Genomic DNA, 16,481 nt, shown 5'->3' with positions numbered 1-16,481 from the left:
TCCCATCATCCACGAGGCGAATACATCAATGCGGAGATCGGACCGCGCCCCCCAAAAAACAACAAATGAAGTCATTCTTCTTTTGACGACACCAGACGAAGGTGAGGGGCCGGGGACACAAAGGGGGATTGGCTTTCGGCAAATCCCAATGCCGGTTCGCGGTAGTGATCCTGTGTTTTCGTGATATTCGACACGGGCTTGATCCTGCATGTTTCGATATCGAACCGGGTCGGCGTCTTGCCCTTGACCTCATCTGCGACCAGAACGCCCAGGGCGCGGCTGACATCTCCCAAATCGCTTTTCAGCGGCAAAAGGATCATTCTGGCTTCAAGCTTGGGGGCCCGCAATCGCGGCTCCGTCGCCAGTTCAAGTTCCGCAACGGCCGGAGATCCGAACACGTGCTTCAGCGCTCCGGAAATCTCGTCGCGGGCAGGAGGCGTGAAAAAAGCCGACAAGGGCATGCCGCGCACTTCCATCCCCGCCAATTCGGTCATGTGGCTGCCTGCCAGCCGAAACCGGGCAACACTTGGGGCAACACGTTCCAGAACAAAGGTGAACTGCAGGATGTTGCCCAGCCCGCGAGGATCAATGTCCGAACGGTTCGGAATTCCGTTCCCGTCCAACAGGGCTGTCCAATAGGCCTCGGCCTGACGGATAGGAGATAAGCTGCGACCGCTGAAAAACCGATTCATCGACACCACCTTTCCCGTTGTCGCTCCGGGAACGTTTTCACTCAACTTTTTCACCGTTTAACCCCCTGCCAAATGACAGAACACCCAAGTACTCGGCGCCCAGCGATACGCAGCTTACTCAGATCCTAATCTGACACGGGTTGAGTTAATTTTAGAGCAAATCTTTAACGTTTGGTTAACGCAGGTTAACGTGACCCGTCCGAGCCGGGACTTGCCCTGTGCCGCACTATGGCATTAGGTGCACCAACAACCGGCATCAGGAAAGGGCAGGAATGATAAGATCCATGACCGGCTTCGCCTCGGGCAAGGGCGAGTTTGGCGCTTACAGCTGGACCTGGGAGTTGCGCAGCGTGAATGGCAAGGGGCTAGACCTGCGCCTTCGCGTTCCCGAGTGGCTTGCCGGGCTCGAGGCGGCCTTGCGCACCGATCTGGCCAAGGCGGCGGCGCGGGGAAATGTTACGCTGTCTCTGCGCATCGCCCGCTCCGAGGAAGGCAGTGATCTGCGGCTGAACCGTGAATTGCTGGAGGCAGCCCTCGGCGCGCTGGCCGCCGTGGAAGAAGAAGCCAGGGGCAAGGGGGTTTCCCTCGCTTCGTCCCGGGCATCCGACCTGCTGGCTTTGCGCGGAATGCTGGAGACCGGTGCGGATGAAGACGATGCCGCGCCGCTGGTCGAACAGTTAAAGCGGGATTTCAAGCCTTTGGTGCAGTCTTTTCTGGACATGCGCGCGACCGAAGGTGACGCGCTGCAGCGCGTGTTGCATTCCCAGCTCGCTCTCGTTGAAACCCTCACCGGACAGGCGGCCGGTCTTGCCGAAGGCAGGCGCGAAAAAATGGCGGAAAACCTGCGGTCCAATCTGGCGCGCGTATTGAACAATACCGACGGCGCCGATCCCGACCGGGTCGCACAGGAGCTTGCCCTGATCGCTGTCAAGGCGGACGTGACCGAAGAAATCGACCGGTTGACCGCCCATGTCGCCGCGGCCCGGGACCTGCTGGGGCAGGGCGGGCCGGTGGGGCGCAAGCTTGATTTCCTGATGCAGGAATTCAATCGCGAGGCCAATACGCTGTGCTCAAAGTCGCAGAATGCGGATTTGACCGCTGCGGGGCTTGAGCTCAAGGCCGTGATCGATCAGATGCGCGAGCAAGTCCAGAACGTGGAATAATACGGGAATACGACGACATGGCAAAACGCCGAGGCCTTCTGATCATTCTGTCCTCCCCCTCGGGCGCGGGCAAGTCCACACTGGCCAGACGGCTGCGCGCGTGGGATGCCACTATCCGGTTTTCGGTCTCGGCCACCACCCGCAATCCGCGCCCCGGAGAGGTCGACGGGCAGGATTATCATTTTGTAACCGAAGAGTCGTTCAAATCGGCGGTGGCCAATGGCGAAATGCTGGAACATGCCCATGTGTTCGGCAATTTCTACGGCTCACCCAAAGGGCCGGTACAGACCGCCATCGAGGACGGTCAGGACGTGCTGTTCGACATCGACTGGCAGGGGGCGCAGCAAATCCGCAATTCCGATCTGGGCCAGCACACGCTGTCGATCTTCCTGCTGCCGCCCTCGATCGGGGAATTGCGGCGCAGGCTGGAAGCGCGGGGTCAGGACGATGCCGAAACCATCGCGCGCCGGATGCAGAAAAGCTGGGATGAGATCAGCCACTGGGGCAGTTACGACCATGTGCTGATCAATGACGATCTGGACACCACCGAAGAAGCGCTCAAGACCATCATCACCGCAACCCGCCTGCGCCGCATTCAGCAGCCGCACCTGACCGACCACGTCCGGGCGCTGCAGACCGAATTTCAGGAGATGTCATGACGATCTATGCTTTGGGGGAACACGAACCCCGGATACATCCCGACACCTGGGTCGCACCGGATGCCAATCTGATCGGCAAGGTCGTGCTTGAAGAGGGCGCATCGGTCTGGTTCGGCTGCACCATCCGCGCCGACCACGAAGAGATCCGGGTCGGGGCTGGCAGCAACGTTCAGGAAAACTGCGTCATGCATGTCGACCCCGGCTATCCCCTGACCATCGGGCGCGATTGCACGATCGGGCACAAAGTGATGCTGCATGGCTGCACGATCGGGAACAATACGCTGATCGGCATGGGCGCGATCGTTCTGAACGGCGCAAAGATCGGTCACAACTGCCTGATCGGGGCAGGCGCGCTGATCACCGAGAACAAGGAAATCCCCGACAACTCTCTGGTCATGGGGTCACCCGGCAAGGTCGTGCGTCAGCTTGACGACGCAGCCATAGAGGGATTGGCATTGAGTGCCCGGAACTATCGGGAAAACATGCGAAAATATCGCGACATCCTCACCGTCGTTTCATGACGCACCACCAAACAGACGTCACATTCCGGGTGTAGGAGCCGCCAAACATATCCCGGTTTTCCGAGAGTCCGCCCCATGCCACCCGATCTCATTTCCGAATTCGTGAAGGCAATCCCGTTTCCTGCGGTTCTCGTGGACCGGTCAGAATGGATCATCGCCGCAAACTCCGAGGCCCGGAAGCTTTTGGGGCAACAGATTTCCGGACGGCACTTCGCCACCATCCTGCGCCAGCCGCAGGTGATCGAGGCGCTGGAGAAAACACTTAAGACAAAAGCAACGACAACCACCCGGCACCTGTCAAACGATGGTGCTCAGGACACCACCTTCGAGGTCGAATGCAGGTTCATTCAGGGTATCGGCGAGAAAGAAGCAGGGGCGGCTCTGGCCTGTTTCAAGGACATCTCGCATCTTGAACAGGCCGGACAGATGCGCCGCGACTTCGTCGCCAATGTCAGCCACGAACTGCGGACGCCGCTGACGGCGCTGATGGGATTTATCGAAACCCTGCGCGGCCCCGCAAAAGAAGACAAAGCCGCCCGCGAACGCTTTCTGCAGATCATGGCAGACGAAGCTGACCGGATGAACCGTCTGGTTGGGGATCTGCTGTCGCTGAACCGGGTCGAAAGCGAAGAAAGAGTTCGCCCCAAGCAGGAAATCGATCTGTCGGCGCAGTTGCAGAGCACCATGAACTCGCTGCGCCCGCTGGCGGATTCGGCCAATGTTTCTTTGAAATTCCAGGCTCCGGACGATCCGGTAGTGATCAGGGGAGACACCGACCAGTTGCGGCAGGTCTTCACCAACCTGATCGAGAATGCGATCAAATACGGTGGCGCGGGTGGGGAAGTAACGGCAATTCTGACCACGCCCGAACGCGACCCGGCGCTGCGCGGCCCTTCGGCGCAGGTCCGGATCGTCGACAAGGGGCCGGGCATAGAAGCGATCCATCTGCCCCGCCTGACCGAACGGTTCTATCGGGCCGACAGCCATCGCTCGCGTCAGTTGGGCGGGACGGGGCTGGGCCTTGCGATCGTCAAGCACATCGTAAACCGCCACCGCGGACGCCTGCGCATCGAAAGCGAGTTGGGAAAAGGATCGACCTTTACCGTGGCACTGCCCCGATAAAGCCCGACCCGGACAGGTTCCGTCATCCCGCCATGAAACAGATGCATGGCGGCTTTGCGTCAAATTCCGGGTGATCCCGCCCGGTTGTCATGAAACCGTTACATACCTGTCACAAAAGACTTACGCGCCGCCCCTAGGAGTTCTCCAGGATCATCATGGGGGTGATCGCATCATATCTCTACCAGGGAGACTGGAATGTCCTTTGTGAAACTGTCGGCTTCGGCGCTTGCAATTGCCGCTGTGTCCGCCACCGCTGCTGCTGCTCGCGATCAGGTTCAGGTTGCCGGATCGTCGACCGTTCTGCCTTATGCATCGATCGTTGCCGAAGCGTTCGGCGAAAATTTTGATTTTCCGACCCCGGTGGTCGAATCGGGCGGCTCGTCCGCGGGTCTCAAGCGGTTCTGCGAAGGTGTTGGCGAAAACACCATCGACGTGGCCAACGCCTCGCGCAAGATCAAGGACAAGGAAATCGAGGCCTGTGCCGAGAACGGCGTGACCGACATCATCGAGGTCCGCATCGGCTATGACGGCATCGTGTTTGCCAGCGATATCAACGGCAACGCCTATGAATTCACCCCGACCGACTGGTTCCTGGCGCTGTCCGACAAGGTTCTGGTCGACGGTAATCTGGTCGACAACCCGAACACCACCTGGGCCGACGTGAACGCCAACTTCCCGGCGATCGACATTCAGGCCTTCGTACCCGGCACCAAGCACGGCACCCGCGAAGTGTTCGAAGACAAGGTGATCCTGGCGGGCTGCGAAGCCACCGGCGCATTCGAACACCTGCTGGCCGCAGCCGAAGGCGACAGCGACAAGGCCAAGAAAAAAGCGGCCGAGAAAGCCTGCATCGCCCTGCGCACCGACGGCAGGTCGGTTGATATTGACGGCGACTATACCGAAACGCTGGCCCGCATCGAAAGCAACAAGGACGGCATCGGCGTCTTTGGTCTGGCCTTCTATGAAAACAACACCGACAAGCTGCAGGTTGCCACCATGTCGGGCATCGTTCCCTCGACCGAATCGATCGCAACCGGCGAATACCCGGTTTCGCGTCCGCTGTTCTTCTATGTGAAGAAAGCACATATCGGCGTGATCCCCGGCCTCAAGGAATATGTCGAATTCTTCGTCGCTGACGAGGTCGCCGGCCCCGACGGTCCGCTGGCCGAATACGGGCTGGTCGCCGATCCCGAACTGGCAGACACCCAGAACGCGGTCGCCGACGAATCCACGATGGACGGCAACTCGTAGCCCGCCGTGGACTTCCCGAAAACGGCCGGGGCGGAGTTTCTGCCCCGGTTTTCTTACATCTGACTACGGATCATGGTTCTGATGCCGACACTCTGGCTGGTGTTATCGCTGCTTTTTCTGGCCGCAATCGGTTATGTCGCCGGGCGCCGCCGCGCGCTGCAATCGGTGGGGGGCGATACGCGCGCCCTTCATTCTCTGCCCGTCTACTACGGGCTCAACGTGGCCCTGACATCGCTTGTTCCGGCGCTTGCCGTGTTGATCATCTGGCTGCTGGCTCAGCCTCTGATCGTGGACAGCCGTGTCTCTGGCATGATCCCCGACGCGGCCATTCCAGAAGATCTGACCCGCGACCTGCTGATGTCCGACGTCCGGCGTGTTGCCGAGGGTCTGGATATTGCCGTCGAGCAGGGTGCGCTGACCCGTCGGGAGGCCCGTACCTTGGATGCCGAGACAACCGACATCCGTGGCAAGCTGGGAGAATTGGGTGTCGCGTTGGGATCCGATGTGCAACCTGGCGTTCTGCGCGCGGCGCAACGTTATCGCCAATTGAACGCCATAGGTGGAAACGCCATGGCCATCGTGATCGCCGTACTTGCCCTGGGGGGGCTGGCGATTTCATACGCGGGAACTCACAAGGACTTTCGGGCGCGCAACACTGTCGAGCGCGGCATACTGGCGTTGTTGATCCTCGCGGCCTCGCTGGCCATTCTGACGACGCTGGGCATCGTGCTTTCGATGTTCTTCGAGACCACGAATTTCTTCCGGCTGCACGATTGGAAAGACTTCTTCTTTGGCAGCACATGGGCTCCGAATTTTCGTGGCGATTCCGAATTATCTTTCCTGCCGCTGCTTTGGGGGACGTTGTACATTTCGCTCGTGGCGTTGCTGGTCGCAGTACCAATCGGACTGTTCGCGGCAATCTACCTGTCCGAATACGCCGGCAAGGCGACCCGCAGCTTCGCCAAGCCCCTGATCGAGATTCTGGCAGGCATTCCGACCATCGTCTACGGCCTGTTCGCGTTGCTGACCGTCGGACCCATGCTGGCGAAAATATTCGCCAAGGGTGGTCTGCTCGGCGTCGAATGGATGGCCGGTGCAACTTCGGTTCTGACCGCGGGCCTGGTGATGGGGGTCATGCTGATCCCGTTCGTCTCGTCATTGTCGGACGACATCATCAACGCCGTTCCGCAATCCATGCGGGACGGGTCGCTCGGGCTGGGCGCCACCAAGTCCGAAACCATACGCCAGGTGGTTCTCCCGGCAGCGTTGCCCGGTATTGTCGGCGCGGTACTGCTGGCGGCGTCGCGCGCGATCGGCGAGACGATGATCGTCGTTATGGGGGCAGGGGCGATCGCCAAATTCTCGCTTAACCCGTTGGAATCAATGACCACGATCACCACCCGGATCGTAAGTCAGCTGACCGGCGACACCGACTTTGCCAGTCCCGAAACGCTTGTCGCATTTGCGTTGGGGCTGACGTTGTTCGTGCTTACCCTCGGCCTGAACGTTCTGGCGCTTTACATCGTGCGCAAATACCGGGAGCAATACGAATGACCGATATCCGCCAAAACGGTGCACCGGCCCGCAAGCACAGTGGTTCCTTGCTGGAAAAGGATGCCCGAACCGCCCGGAGAAACCGGGCAGAGGCCCGGTTCAAGACCTATGGCGTTGTTGCCATCGCTATCGGCCTGTCAATGCTATTTCTGCTGGCCTACAACATCGTCAGCAAGGGCGTGGGGGCATATTCGCAAACCTTTGTCACGTTACCGGTCGAGTTGCTGGAGAGCAAACTCGACAAAAACGGCAATCGAAACATCGAAGATATCAAGAAAGTCACGACCTTTGGCTATGCACCGCTGATCAAGAACGCATTTGAAGCCGAAGTGAAAAAGCTTGGCATCGAAACCGATCTGAAGACGAAAGAACAGGCGGCCATTCTGTCGAAAAGCGCGGACGGGCAACTGCGCGGGTATGTCCTGGCGAATCCCGACAAGATCGGACAAACGGTCGAGTTCCGCTTCCTCGCCAATTCCCGCGTTGATGGATATCTGAAAGGGCGTGTCACCCGCGCGTCCATCGCGAATGACAAGTCGATAACGGCGGCCCAGTTGGATTTCGTGGATCAACTGCGCAAAGCGGGAATTCTCAGGAAAACCTTCAACCCCTCCTTCATCTTTGGGGCCGACGCCTCGGATCAAAGACCGGAAGCCGCCGGAATGGGCGTGTCGATGGTCGGTTCGCTGTTCATGATGCTGGTGGTGCTGGTGCTGGCCTTGCCCATCGGTGTGGCGGCTTCGATCTATTTGGAGGAGTTTGCGCCAAAGAACTGGCTGACCGATGTCATCGAGGTCAATATCTCGAACCTTGCTGCCGTGCCTTCCATTGTTTTCGGCATCCTGGGCCTGGCGGTCTTCATCAACTATATGCATCTGCCGATGTCGGCGCCACTGGTGGGTGGTCTGGTTCTGACGCTGATGACCCTGCCAACGATCATCATTTCAACCCGCGCTTCGCTGAAATCCGTGCCGCCCAGTATCCGTGATGCGGCACTGGGGGTAGGGGCCTCGAAAATGCAGTCCGTCTTTCACCACGTACTGCCACTGGCCGCGCCGGGTATTCTTACGGGCACGATCATCGGGCTGGCGCAGGCATTGGGTGAAACCGCCCCGCTGTTGCTGATCGGTATGGTTGGCTTCATCGCCTCGAACGCGCCGGACAGCGTTGCCAGCGGCCTGCTGTCCCCGAATTCCGCGATGCCGGCACAGATCTACGAATGGGCGAAACGGGCCGATCCGGCCTTTTATGAACGCGCATGGGGAGGCATCATCATCCTGCTTGTCTTCCTTGTCACCATGAACACCGTGGCCGTGATTCTTCGCCGCCGCTTTGAACGCCGCTGGTAAAGGGGGCACGATATGAAAGATATGTCTCGCGTGGAGAGAGATGTGGAAGCACACGAAACCAAGATCACCGCGAAGAACGTTCAGGTCTATTATGGTGACACCCATGCCATCAAGGATGTGAGCGTCGAGATCGAGGACAAGACCGTGACCGCCTTCATCGGCCCTTCGGGCTGCGGCAAGTCCACATTCCTGCGCTGTCTGAACCGGATGAACGACACGATCGACATCTGCCGGGTCGAGGGGGATATCCTGCTGGATGGCGAGGATATCTATGACAAGCGGGTCGATCCGGTGCAATTGCGCGCAAAGGTCGGAATGGTTTTTCAGAAACCGAACCCTTTTCCCAAGACGATCTATGACAATGTCGCCTATGGGCCGCGCATTCACGGCCTGGCAAAAAACAAGGCGGAACTGGACGAGATCGTGGAAAAATCCCTGCGCCGCGGGGCAATTTGGGACGAAGTCAAGGATCGCCTCGATGCGCCCGGAACCGGGCTGTCGGGCGGGCAGCAGCAGCGCCTGTGCATTGCGCGTGCAGTGGCGACGGAACCCGAAGTTCTGTTGATGGACGAGCCGTGCTCGGCGCTCGACCCGATTGCGACGGCGCAGGTCGAAGAACTGATCGACGAATTGCGCCAGAGGTTTTCGGTGGTGATCGTGACGCATTCGATGCAGCAGGCGGCGCGGGTCAGCCAGAAAACCGCCTTCTTCCATCTCGGTAATCTTGTGGAATTCGGAGAGACCGGTCAGATTTTCACCAATCCGATCGATCCCCGTACTGAAAGTTATATCACCGGTCGTATCGGTTGAGGACGAGAAAAAGACATGACGGAACAGCATATTACATCAGTTTACGACCGTGACTTGGAGGCCGTCCAGGCACATATCATGAAAATGGGCGGTCTGGTCGAAGCCGCCATCATAGGGGCGGCCCGGTCTTTGGAAACCCGGGACGAAGAGCTTGCCCAGCAAGTGCGCAAGGGCGACAAGGCCATCGACGAACTGGAAGAACTGATCAACGAGGAAACCGCCCGCCTGATCGCGCTGCGCTCACCGACGGCCGGAGATTTGCGGCTGGTGCTGTCGGTTCTGAAGGTTTCGGCAAACCTTGAGAGGATCGGCGACTATGCCAAGAACATCGCCAAACGGACAACCGTTCTGGTCGATGCGGCCGAGGTGAACGGTAGCGCCTCGGCATTGCGCCGAATGGCGCGCGAAGTGGAGCATATGCTGCGCGACGCACTCGACGCCTATATCCAGCGCGACCCTGAACTGGCCACCGACGTGATCGAACGCGATCATGATGTGGATCAGATGTATAATGGTTTGTTTCGCGAACTCCTGACCTTCATGGCCGAGGACCCGCGCAGCATTTCCGCCTGCATGCACCTGCATTTCATCGCCAAAAACATCGAACGCATGGGCGATCACGTGACCGCCATCGCAGAGCAGGTGGTCTATCTGGTGACCGGCAGCCGCCCCGCCGAGGCCCGGCCCAAGGCCGACACCACGTCGCAAACCATCTGAAGGAGCCTGTCATGTCCACCGATCAGCCGAAGGTTCTGGTTGTCGAGGATGAGCCCGCGCAGAGAGAGGTTTTGGCCTATAATCTGGAAGCCGAGGGATTTCGGGTTTCCCGTGCCGCCAGCGGGGACGAGGCCCTGTTGCTGGTGGATGAGGAAAATCCGGACATCATTGTTCTGGACTGGATGATGCCCAATCTGAGCGGTATCGAAGTTTGCCGCCGCCTGAAAGCACGTCCTGAAACCCGGTCCATTCCGATCATCATGCTTTCGGCCCGCTCCGAGGAGGTGGACAAGGTTCGTGGCCTGGAAACCGGTGCGGACGACTATGTCGTCAAACCCTATTCGATCGTGGAGTTGATGGCACGTGTCCGCAGCCAGCTCAGGCGGGTGCGGCCATCGACGGTCGGCGTGAGGCTGGAGTTCGACGATATCATTCTTGACGCCGAAACGCACAAAGTGAGCAGGGCGGACAAGCCTCTGAAACTGGGGCCGACAGAGTTCCGCCTGCTTAGTACGTTCATGGAAAAACCGGGCCGCGTCTGGAGCCGCGAGCAATTGTTGGATCGCGTCTGGGGGCGCGACATCTATGTCGATACTCGAACCGTGGATGTGCATATCGGACGCTTGCGCAAGGCTTTGATGCAGCATGGCGGTGCCGACCCGCTGCGCACGGTACGCGGCGCGGGATACGCGTTGGGTTAGCGCGGCAGGGCTTCTTCCGGTTGGGCTTGCCCGGCAAGCCAGTGACGGAATTCCCGCAATGACGGGTCGTTCGATTTCGAATTCGGCCAGACAAGGTAATAGGCGCCGACGGTTTCCATTGCATCGGGATAGGCCGCAACAAGCCGGCCTGTCGCCAGATCCTGTTCGACCAGATAGCTGGGAAGCAGCGCCACACCCAGTCCGTGAATAGCGGCTTGAATAATGGTTGCGAATTGATCATGGAGTGTACCGGTCAGCGGCTCCTTGAGATCACATCCGATCTGGCTGAACCAATCCTGCCAGGCGCGTGGACGTGTCTGGATGTGCAACAACGGAAACCGCAGCAAGCCTTTGGCAGAGTCCGGCGGACCGTTCGGCATTAAGTTCGGCGCGCAAACGGGCAGAACCCGTTCCGTCTTCAAAAGCAGGCGGTCTGTACCGGGCCAATCCGGCTCGCCAAAATGTAATGCAGCATCAAAGGTTTCGGAGGCAAAGTTGAATGGTCGAAGCCGTGTGGACATATTGATTGTAATCTCGGGATGAAGCCGCGCAAAGTCGGGCAGGCGGGGCATCAGCCATCGCATTCCGAATGTTGGAAGAATAGCAAGATTCAGTGTTCCTCCAACCGGGGCGACATGCAGGCGCAATGAAGCTTGCGCGATTTGGTTCAGCGCTTCGCGAATTTCCACGACATAGGTTTGTGCCATCGGAGACAGTGCCAGTCGCTTTTTGTCCCGTTGGATCAGTTCAACGCCGAGTTGCGCCTCCAGCGACTGCAACTGTCGGCTGACCGCGCTTTGCGTTAGCGACAGCTCTTCCGCAACGGCCGAGGCAGAACCAAGTCGATCCAGCGTTTCGAGGGCGCGAAGTGCAGTTATCGACGGAAAAAATCGGCGTGGCGTATCCATGTATGCGTTTTAGTCACGAATACTTGCAAAAGTCTCGCTGTTTTTTGCGAAAATTGCACGGTAGGCTGCGCGCAACCGTGAAACTTGGAGATGCACCATGAATGCCCCCGAGACCAAACCCGCCTTGCGTGCCAAGGATGCTCCCGATCTTGGAACCTTCGATTGGGAAGACCCGTTCCGTTTGTCGGATCAATTGACTGAGGATGAACGGATGATTGCCGCCAGCGCTCGTGCCTATGCGCAGGAAAGGCTGCAGCCACGCATCACGGAAGCGTTCCAGAACGAGGAAACCGATCCGAATATCTTTCGTGAAATGGGTGAAATGGGCCTGCTGGGCACAACGATCCCCGAAGAATATGGCGGCGTCGGTGCGAGCTATGTCAGCTATGGTCTTGTGGCGCGTGAAGTCGAACGGGTCGATTCTGGTTATAGGTCGATGATGTCGGTGCAAAGCTCGTTGGTGATGTACCCGATTTATGCCTATGGCAGCGAAGAACAGCGCCGGAAATACCTTCCCAAACTGGCCAGCGGTGAATGGATAGGGTGTTTCGGTCTGACCGAAGCCGACGCAGGCAGCGATCCCGCCGGCATGAAAACCCGGGCCGAAAAGATCGAGGGCGGTTATCGCCTGACCGGCAGCAAGATGTGGATATCCAACGCACCGATTGCGGATGTCTTCGTAATCTGGGCGAAATCTGATGCCCATGACGGCAAGATCCGTGGATTTGTTTTGGAGAAAGGAGCAAAGGGGCTCAGCGCACCCAAGATTCAAAACAAACTGAGCTTGCGTGCCTCGATCACGGGCGAGATCGTTCTGGACGGCGTCGAGGTGGGCGAAGACGCGCTTCTGCCGCATGTTCAGGGCCTGAAAGGGCCGTTCGGCTGCCTCAACCGGGCGCGCTATGGTATCAGCTGGGGGGTGATGGGGGCTGCGGAACATTGTTGGCATTCCGCCCGCCAGTATGGGCTTGACCGCCACCAATTCAACCGGCCGCTAGCACAGACGCAGCTTTATCAGCGAAAACTGGCGGACATGCAGACTGAGATCGCATTGGGCATTCAGGCCAGCCTGCGCGTCGGCCGTCTGTTGGACGAGGCGAACGCAGCGCCCGAAATGATTTCGATCGTCAAGCGCAACAATTGCGGCAAGGCCCTGGATATCGCACGTTTGGCGCGTGACATGCATGGCGGCAACGGCATCTCGCTTGAGTTTCAGGTGATCCGCCACATGGTCAACCTTGAAACCGTGAACACCTATGAAGGCACGCATGACGTTCACGCATTGATCCTGGGGCGTGCGCAAACCGGGCTTCAGGCTTTCTATTGAGCCTTGTGATTTCTCTGTGGCGGCCGAGCCTGAGTCGGCGCGGCCGTCTGAACAATTGGCTTGCCAGCCTTCAAAATTGCCGTCGTGGAAATTACGTTTCAACTCGCGATAGATCGTCGACGCAGCACAACCCAGTCGATCCGCAATCTCTGGCACTGGCATTTTGGCTTCAAGCCATTTTGCAATCTTGCGACGTTCCTCCAAACTCAGGTGAGGGTAACAGCTTACCATTTGGCATCCTCCATGCAAAAATCTGTTTTGATACAGAATTTGCACTTCGTTTGTGAATCCACCCGCGCACGAACATAAACCGTATAATGATGATTATGGTAATAAACTAGAAGACGCCAACTCAAACCGTTTTCTAAACGCGTCTCTGGAAAACTCTTGTAACGAAAAGCCAAAGTAAAATTACAAGTTCACCGAGCCTATCTAACCACAGGACTGGTTGCCATGCCCCGGTTCTTGATGCGTCGCCGATGCTCCCGCCGAGATACCGGAGGAATTCCATCAATCGACCAGCGCCCCGTGAACAAGGGCCCGGAGTTCCGCGCGAGACGGATAGGAACTGGATGGCGAAAGCTGAGTGAAAAAGACGACGCTGAGGTCGTGAACACGGTCCAGCCAGAAAAACGTCGACGCCATCCCGCCCCAGCTGAAATCCCCCGTCGAACCAATTGTGCCGGATCGTGCGGCATCTAGAACAACTCCGCCCCCGAGCCCAAACCCCAGACCTTCCATGGGTTGCTCGGCAAAGCTGGTTGGCCCCATCGACGCAATGTCGCCGGGAAGATGATTACGCATCATGAAATCCAGCGTTCTGGGGCTGAGAATGCGCTGCCCGTTCGCCTCGCCGCCCCGGCGCAGCATGTCGACGAACCGCTGGTAATCGTCAATCGTCCCCACCAGGCCACCACCGCCAGAAAACAGGGTTGTTCGCTCAAACGGGGAGTCACCGGCCTGATCAACCAGTCGCAGCGTGTCGCCCCCGCTTTTGGCCTCGTTTAACGCCATGGCGTCGCCTGCCAGCGGCGTATAGAGCGAGGCAAACCGGTTCCCAACACTACCGGGCACCGAAAACGCGGTTTCGCTCATGCCCAACGGATCGAAAATTTCTTCATCAAAGAACCGGTCAAGACTTTTTCCGGAAACAAGCTCGATCACACGTCCCAGAACATCGGTGGAGACTGAATATTCCCACCGCACGCCGGGCTGAAACGCCAAAGGCAGGGTGGCGACCCGAGTGACCATTTCGGCCAGAAGACCCTGAGAGGATTTGAACATCAGGTCTTGCTCATCCATTGCCTCGGGCAATATGCCGGGGTTGAAAGGATAGCTCAAACCGCTGGTATGCGTCAGCAGGTGATGAAGGGTTGGCGGCGACGCAGGTTCAACCTGATCGATCCGCTCGGCTCCCGGTACGAGTGCCTGCACGTTGCTGAATTCAGGTATGAAATCCGATACCAGCGCGCCGAGGTGGAACAATCCCCGTTCCGCAAGCATCATGACGGCAACCGAGGTGATCGGTTTGGTCATCGAATAGATGCGGGCGACCGTGTCGCGTTGGAAAGGCAGATTTTTTTCGACATTCCGCAACCCGCAAGTGTTGAAATACACCTCTTCGCCACTGCGGCAGATCAGAATCGAACTGCCAGGATATTTGCGTTCATCCACATAGCGCCGCATCCACGCGCCGATCCGGTTCAACCGCGCCGGATCGAATCCCTGCTTCATAGCAATTTCCCTTTCGGTTTGTGTCTAGGCCAAGTGTGCCCTGGTCCGGATGGCAAATGAGGCCCGGGTGACTCCGCGTCTATCCGATCATGCGTTTCATCGCGGCTTTGGTTTCATCATTGAACCACCCACCTTCGGGCGTATTAGCGCCATTGGCCATTAGATGACGGATGTGGTCAATGGTGCCTCTCCGGATCTGGCGTTTGACCGAGGCGTAGGTATTCGGCGGAATTTCCGCAAGCGCACGAGCTTCGTTGATGGCTCGAACCAGGACATCATCGTCGATCACATCGATTATCCCGCAACGATGGGCGGTCTCGGCATCCACTGGCTGACCTGTCAGCATCAAACGTCTGAGCGTGTTCGGATCCAGTGTCGCGCGCGCGATTTCCAGTGGCCCCGCCGGGAAATCCGCTCCAACGCGCACCTCCGCCAACCCTAGCTGCGCCCGCTTCGCGGCGACGCGGAAATCGGAAGCGAGAACGAAGAACATTCCGCCGGCAATTGCCGCGCCATTCAAGGCGCAGACTGTGGGTTTGGGGCACTCGAATAACGACAGAAAGCCGACATTCAATCCTTTGACGATGGCATTTTGTTGCGCGACGTCAAAGTTCTGCGCCTCTTTCAGATCGAGACCCGCGGAAAACACCCTGAACGGGCTGGATAAAACGACCGCGCTGACATTTTTATCCTGTCCGATATCCTGCATTTCACCGGCGAATCCTATAAGGAAATCCGCGCTCAAAGCGTTGACCGGTGCCCGTCTCAAACTTAGTTCGACGATGCCTTCGCCATGGTCGACACGTTCAAAAAATCCCTTCATATCGCCTCCTCCCCCTGCATTGTCAGTCAGTTGTCGAACGAACGGACGGTGGGCAGATCCAATCTGCTATCCAGCGCTCTTGTTGCTATCCACTCGACACCGTCCCTTTCAAATCTCACGATCCAGCGCGGACAGGCCGTGCCGTGCGAAGGCAGGAACATACCGCCCCAGTTGCCTGGCCCGCTCGGGATTGGACGCGTTTCCGTCCAGAGCGCGCCGATAGACGCCTTGAAGAATTCCCGCCATCCGGAAAAAGTTGAAGGCAAGGTAGAACCCGAAATTGTCGATCCGCCGCAACCCGCGCCGTTGACAATATCGGGCAACAAAAGCCTCGTCCGAAGGCAACCCAAAGGCCGCCCTATCGATCCCCGCCAAGCCCCTCCCCTCGCGGCCCGGCGGCATTTGCCATTGCATGATGACGGCGGCAAGATCGGCATAGGGATGTCCGATAGTGGAAAGTTCCCAATCCAGAACGCCCAGACATTTCGTGCCGGTTCGTTCAAAAATCATATTGTCGATCCGATAATCACCATGCACGAGCGTACGCTGCCCGTCATCGGCGGGCATTTCGCGCTGCAGCACTGCAATCAACCTATCCATATCCGGAATGACGTCGGTCTCCGAGGCCTTGTACTGGCGGGCCCACCGCCCGATCTGACGCTCGAAGTAATTGCCGGGCGGGCCGAAATCACCAAGCCCCACGGCCTCGATATCGACCATATGCAATTCGGCCAGAACCCGGTTCATCTCGTCTACTACAGCGCTACGCGTCTCGTTGGATTCATTCACCATATCCGGTTCGAAAAAATTCCGACCCTCCAGATACTCCATCACATAGAACATCGAACCGATGACACTGTCATCCTCACACAGCAGATACATGCGAGCGACGGGCACATTGCTCCGGGCCAATGCCCTTTGCACCCTAAATTCGCGATCGACGGCATGGGCCGATTTCAGCAGAACACCCGGCGGCTTGCGGCGCAAAACATAGTTTCGGTTCGGAGTTTTCAGCAGGTATGTCGGGTTTGACTGTCCGACTTCAAACTTTTCGCACGTCAGCGGCCCCCGATACCCGACCAGATTGCCCTGCAAATAGGTGTCCACCGCGTCAAGATCGAGAGGTTGGGGCTGATGGCTCATGGCTATC

Annotated in this window: 16 protein-coding genes and 1 pseudogene; 11 read left to right on the top strand and 6 right to left on the bottom strand. The window is 58.2% G+C overall.

Annotated elements, in window-relative coordinates:
* Positions 1 to 71 precede the first annotated feature (71 nt).
* A complete protein-coding gene (locus ACR0AO_RS13245; RefSeq protein ID WP_480604276.1) occupies positions 72 to 746 on the bottom strand; it encodes a PAS domain-containing protein in 675 nt (224 codons plus the stop codon).
* 218 nt (positions 747 to 964) lie between these two features.
* Between ACR0AO_RS13245 and ACR0AO_RS13240 the strand changes: the two genes are divergently transcribed.
* The 10 genes from ACR0AO_RS13240 (at position 965) to phoB (ending at position 10,539) form a co-directional block, all read left to right on the top strand.
* Complete coding sequence (locus ACR0AO_RS13240; protein ID WP_480604274.1) at positions 965 to 1,855, top strand: YicC/YloC family endoribonuclease; 891 nt, start codon at positions 965 to 967, stop codon at positions 1,853 to 1,855.
* Between the two features lie 17 nt (positions 1,856 to 1,872).
* Entirely contained in the window at positions 1,873 to 2,514 is a 642-nt protein-coding gene (gmk, locus tag ACR0AO_RS13235) for a guanylate kinase (RefSeq protein ID WP_480604272.1), read from the top strand.
* Positions 2,511 to 3,035: a gamma carbonic anhydrase family protein gene (locus ACR0AO_RS13230; protein ID WP_480604270.1), complete on the top strand. Its 525-nt coding sequence runs from the start codon at positions 2,511 to 2,513 to the stop codon at positions 3,033 to 3,035. Before gmk ends, ACR0AO_RS13230 begins: the two co-directional genes overlap by 4 nt.
* A gap of 75 nt (positions 3,036 to 3,110) precedes the next feature.
* The gene (locus tag ACR0AO_RS13225) at positions 3,111 to 4,157 is read left to right on the top strand and encodes a sensor histidine kinase (RefSeq protein ID WP_480604268.1); all 1,047 of its coding nucleotides are present in this window, start codon (positions 3,111 to 3,113) and stop codon (positions 4,155 to 4,157) included.
* A gap of 195 nt (positions 4,158 to 4,352) precedes the next feature.
* Complete coding sequence (locus tag ACR0AO_RS13220; RefSeq protein WP_480604266.1) at positions 4,353 to 5,408, top strand: substrate-binding domain-containing protein; 1,056 nt, start codon at positions 4,353 to 4,355, stop codon at positions 5,406 to 5,408.
* Positions 5,409 to 5,489: 81 nt separating this feature from the next.
* On the top strand, positions 5,490 to 6,962 hold the full coding sequence (gene pstC, locus ACR0AO_RS13215; protein ID WP_480604264.1) for a phosphate ABC transporter permease subunit PstC: 1,473 nt from the start codon (positions 5,490 to 5,492) through the stop codon (positions 6,960 to 6,962).
* Positions 6,959 to 8,311, top strand: a complete 1,353-nt coding sequence (gene pstA / locus ACR0AO_RS13210; RefSeq protein WP_480604262.1) for a phosphate ABC transporter permease PstA — start codon at positions 6,959 to 6,961, stop codon at positions 8,309 to 8,311. Before pstC ends, pstA begins: the two co-directional genes overlap by 4 nt.
* A gap of 12 nt (positions 8,312 to 8,323) precedes the next feature.
* Positions 8,324 to 9,121, top strand: coding sequence for a phosphate ABC transporter ATP-binding protein PstB (gene pstB, locus ACR0AO_RS13205; RefSeq protein ID WP_480604260.1), 798 nt, complete (start codon positions 8,324 to 8,326; stop codon positions 9,119 to 9,121).
* Positions 9,122 to 9,136: 15 nt separating this feature from the next.
* Positions 9,137 to 9,838 (top strand): phosphate signaling complex protein PhoU, encoded by a 702-nt coding sequence (phoU, locus tag ACR0AO_RS13200; RefSeq protein ID WP_480604258.1) that lies wholly within the window; start codon positions 9,137 to 9,139, stop codon positions 9,836 to 9,838.
* 11 nt (positions 9,839 to 9,849) lie between these two features.
* On the top strand, positions 9,850 to 10,539 hold the full coding sequence (gene phoB, locus ACR0AO_RS13195; protein WP_480604256.1) for a phosphate regulon transcriptional regulator PhoB: 690 nt from the start codon (positions 9,850 to 9,852) through the stop codon (positions 10,537 to 10,539).
* Here phoB and ACR0AO_RS13190 read toward each other — a convergent pair.
* The gene (locus ACR0AO_RS13190; protein ID WP_480604254.1) at positions 10,536 to 11,447 is read right to left on the bottom strand and encodes a LysR family transcriptional regulator; all 912 of its coding nucleotides are present in this window, start codon (positions 11,445 to 11,447) and stop codon (positions 10,536 to 10,538) included. The two genes, phoB and ACR0AO_RS13190, sit on opposite strands and share 4 nt — an antisense overlap.
* Before the next feature lie 97 nt (positions 11,448 to 11,544).
* Between ACR0AO_RS13190 and ACR0AO_RS13185 the strand changes: the two genes are divergently transcribed.
* Positions 11,545 to 12,774 carry an acyl-CoA dehydrogenase gene (locus ACR0AO_RS13185; RefSeq protein WP_480604252.1) on the top strand — a complete coding sequence of 410 codons (1,230 nt, stop codon included), beginning with the start codon at positions 11,545 to 11,547 and terminating at the stop codon, positions 12,772 to 12,774.
* Positions 12,775 to 12,861: 87 nt separating this feature from the next.
* On the opposite strand, the pseudogene ACR0AO_RS13180 reads toward ACR0AO_RS13185, so the two are convergent.
* The 4 genes and pseudogenes from ACR0AO_RS13180 to ACR0AO_RS13165 all read right to left on the bottom strand — a co-directional run.
* Positions 12,862 to 13,005: pseudogene (locus ACR0AO_RS13180) on the bottom strand (helix-turn-helix domain-containing protein); the annotation flags it as partial.
* Between the two features lie 279 nt (positions 13,006 to 13,284).
* Positions 13,285 to 14,508: a serine hydrolase domain-containing protein gene (locus tag ACR0AO_RS13175; protein WP_480604250.1), complete on the bottom strand. Its 1,224-nt coding sequence runs from the start codon at positions 14,506 to 14,508 to the stop codon at positions 13,285 to 13,287.
* A gap of 79 nt (positions 14,509 to 14,587) precedes the next feature.
* Entirely contained in the window at positions 14,588 to 15,331 is a 744-nt protein-coding gene (locus tag ACR0AO_RS13170; RefSeq protein WP_480604248.1) for an enoyl-CoA hydratase/isomerase family protein, read from the bottom strand.
* A gap of 108 nt (positions 15,332 to 15,439) precedes the next feature.
* Complete coding sequence (locus ACR0AO_RS13165) at positions 15,440 to 16,474, bottom strand: phosphotransferase family protein (protein WP_480604247.1); 1,035 nt, start codon at positions 16,472 to 16,474, stop codon at positions 15,440 to 15,442.
* Between the last annotated feature and the right edge of the window lie 7 nt (positions 16,475 to 16,481).

This window comes from Ruegeria sp. AF8, assembly GCF_056541825.1.
The sequence above is the reverse complement of the archived record's forward strand: the minus strand, read 5'-3'. Positions and strand labels throughout refer to the sequence as shown.

Excerpts from the sequence above, each read along its gene's own strand:
- ACR0AO_RS13240 (WP_480604274.1), top strand. The coding sequence starts at position 965 with ATGATAAGATCCATGACCGGCTTCGCCTCGGGCAAGGGCGAGTTTGGC.
- gmk (WP_480604272.1), top strand. The coding sequence starts at position 1,873 with ATGGCAAAACGCCGAGGCCTTCTGATCATTCTGTCCTCCCCCTCGGGC.
- ACR0AO_RS13230 (WP_480604270.1), top strand. The coding sequence starts at position 2,511 with ATGACGATCTATGCTTTGGGGGAACACGAACCCCGGATACATCCCGAC.
- ACR0AO_RS13225 (WP_480604268.1), top strand. The coding sequence starts at position 3,111 with ATGCCACCCGATCTCATTTCCGAATTCGTGAAGGCAATCCCGTTTCCT.
- ACR0AO_RS13220 (WP_480604266.1), top strand. The coding sequence starts at position 4,353 with ATGTCCTTTGTGAAACTGTCGGCTTCGGCGCTTGCAATTGCCGCTGTG.
- pstC (WP_480604264.1), top strand. The coding sequence starts at position 5,490 with ATGCCGACACTCTGGCTGGTGTTATCGCTGCTTTTTCTGGCCGCAATC.
- pstA (WP_480604262.1), top strand. The coding sequence starts at position 6,959 with ATGACCGATATCCGCCAAAACGGTGCACCGGCCCGCAAGCACAGTGGT.
- pstB (WP_480604260.1), top strand. The coding sequence starts at position 8,324 with ATGAAAGATATGTCTCGCGTGGAGAGAGATGTGGAAGCACACGAAACC.
- phoU (WP_480604258.1), top strand. The coding sequence starts at position 9,137 with ATGACGGAACAGCATATTACATCAGTTTACGACCGTGACTTGGAGGCC.
- phoB (WP_480604256.1), top strand. The coding sequence starts at position 9,850 with ATGTCCACCGATCAGCCGAAGGTTCTGGTTGTCGAGGATGAGCCCGCG.
- ACR0AO_RS13190 (WP_480604254.1), bottom strand. The coding sequence starts at position 11,447 with ATGGATACGCCACGCCGATTTTTTCCGTCGATAACTGCACTTCGCGCC.
- ACR0AO_RS13185 (WP_480604252.1), top strand. The coding sequence starts at position 11,545 with ATGAATGCCCCCGAGACCAAACCCGCCTTGCGTGCCAAGGATGCTCCC.
- ACR0AO_RS13175 (WP_480604250.1), bottom strand. The coding sequence starts at position 14,508 with ATGAAGCAGGGATTCGATCCGGCGCGGTTGAACCGGATCGGCGCGTGG.
- ACR0AO_RS13170 (WP_480604248.1), bottom strand. The coding sequence starts at position 15,331 with ATGAAGGGATTTTTTGAACGTGTCGACCATGGCGAAGGCATCGTCGAA.
- ACR0AO_RS13165 (WP_480604247.1), bottom strand. The coding sequence starts at position 16,474 with ATGAGCCATCAGCCCCAACCTCTCGATCTTGACGCGGTGGACACCTAT.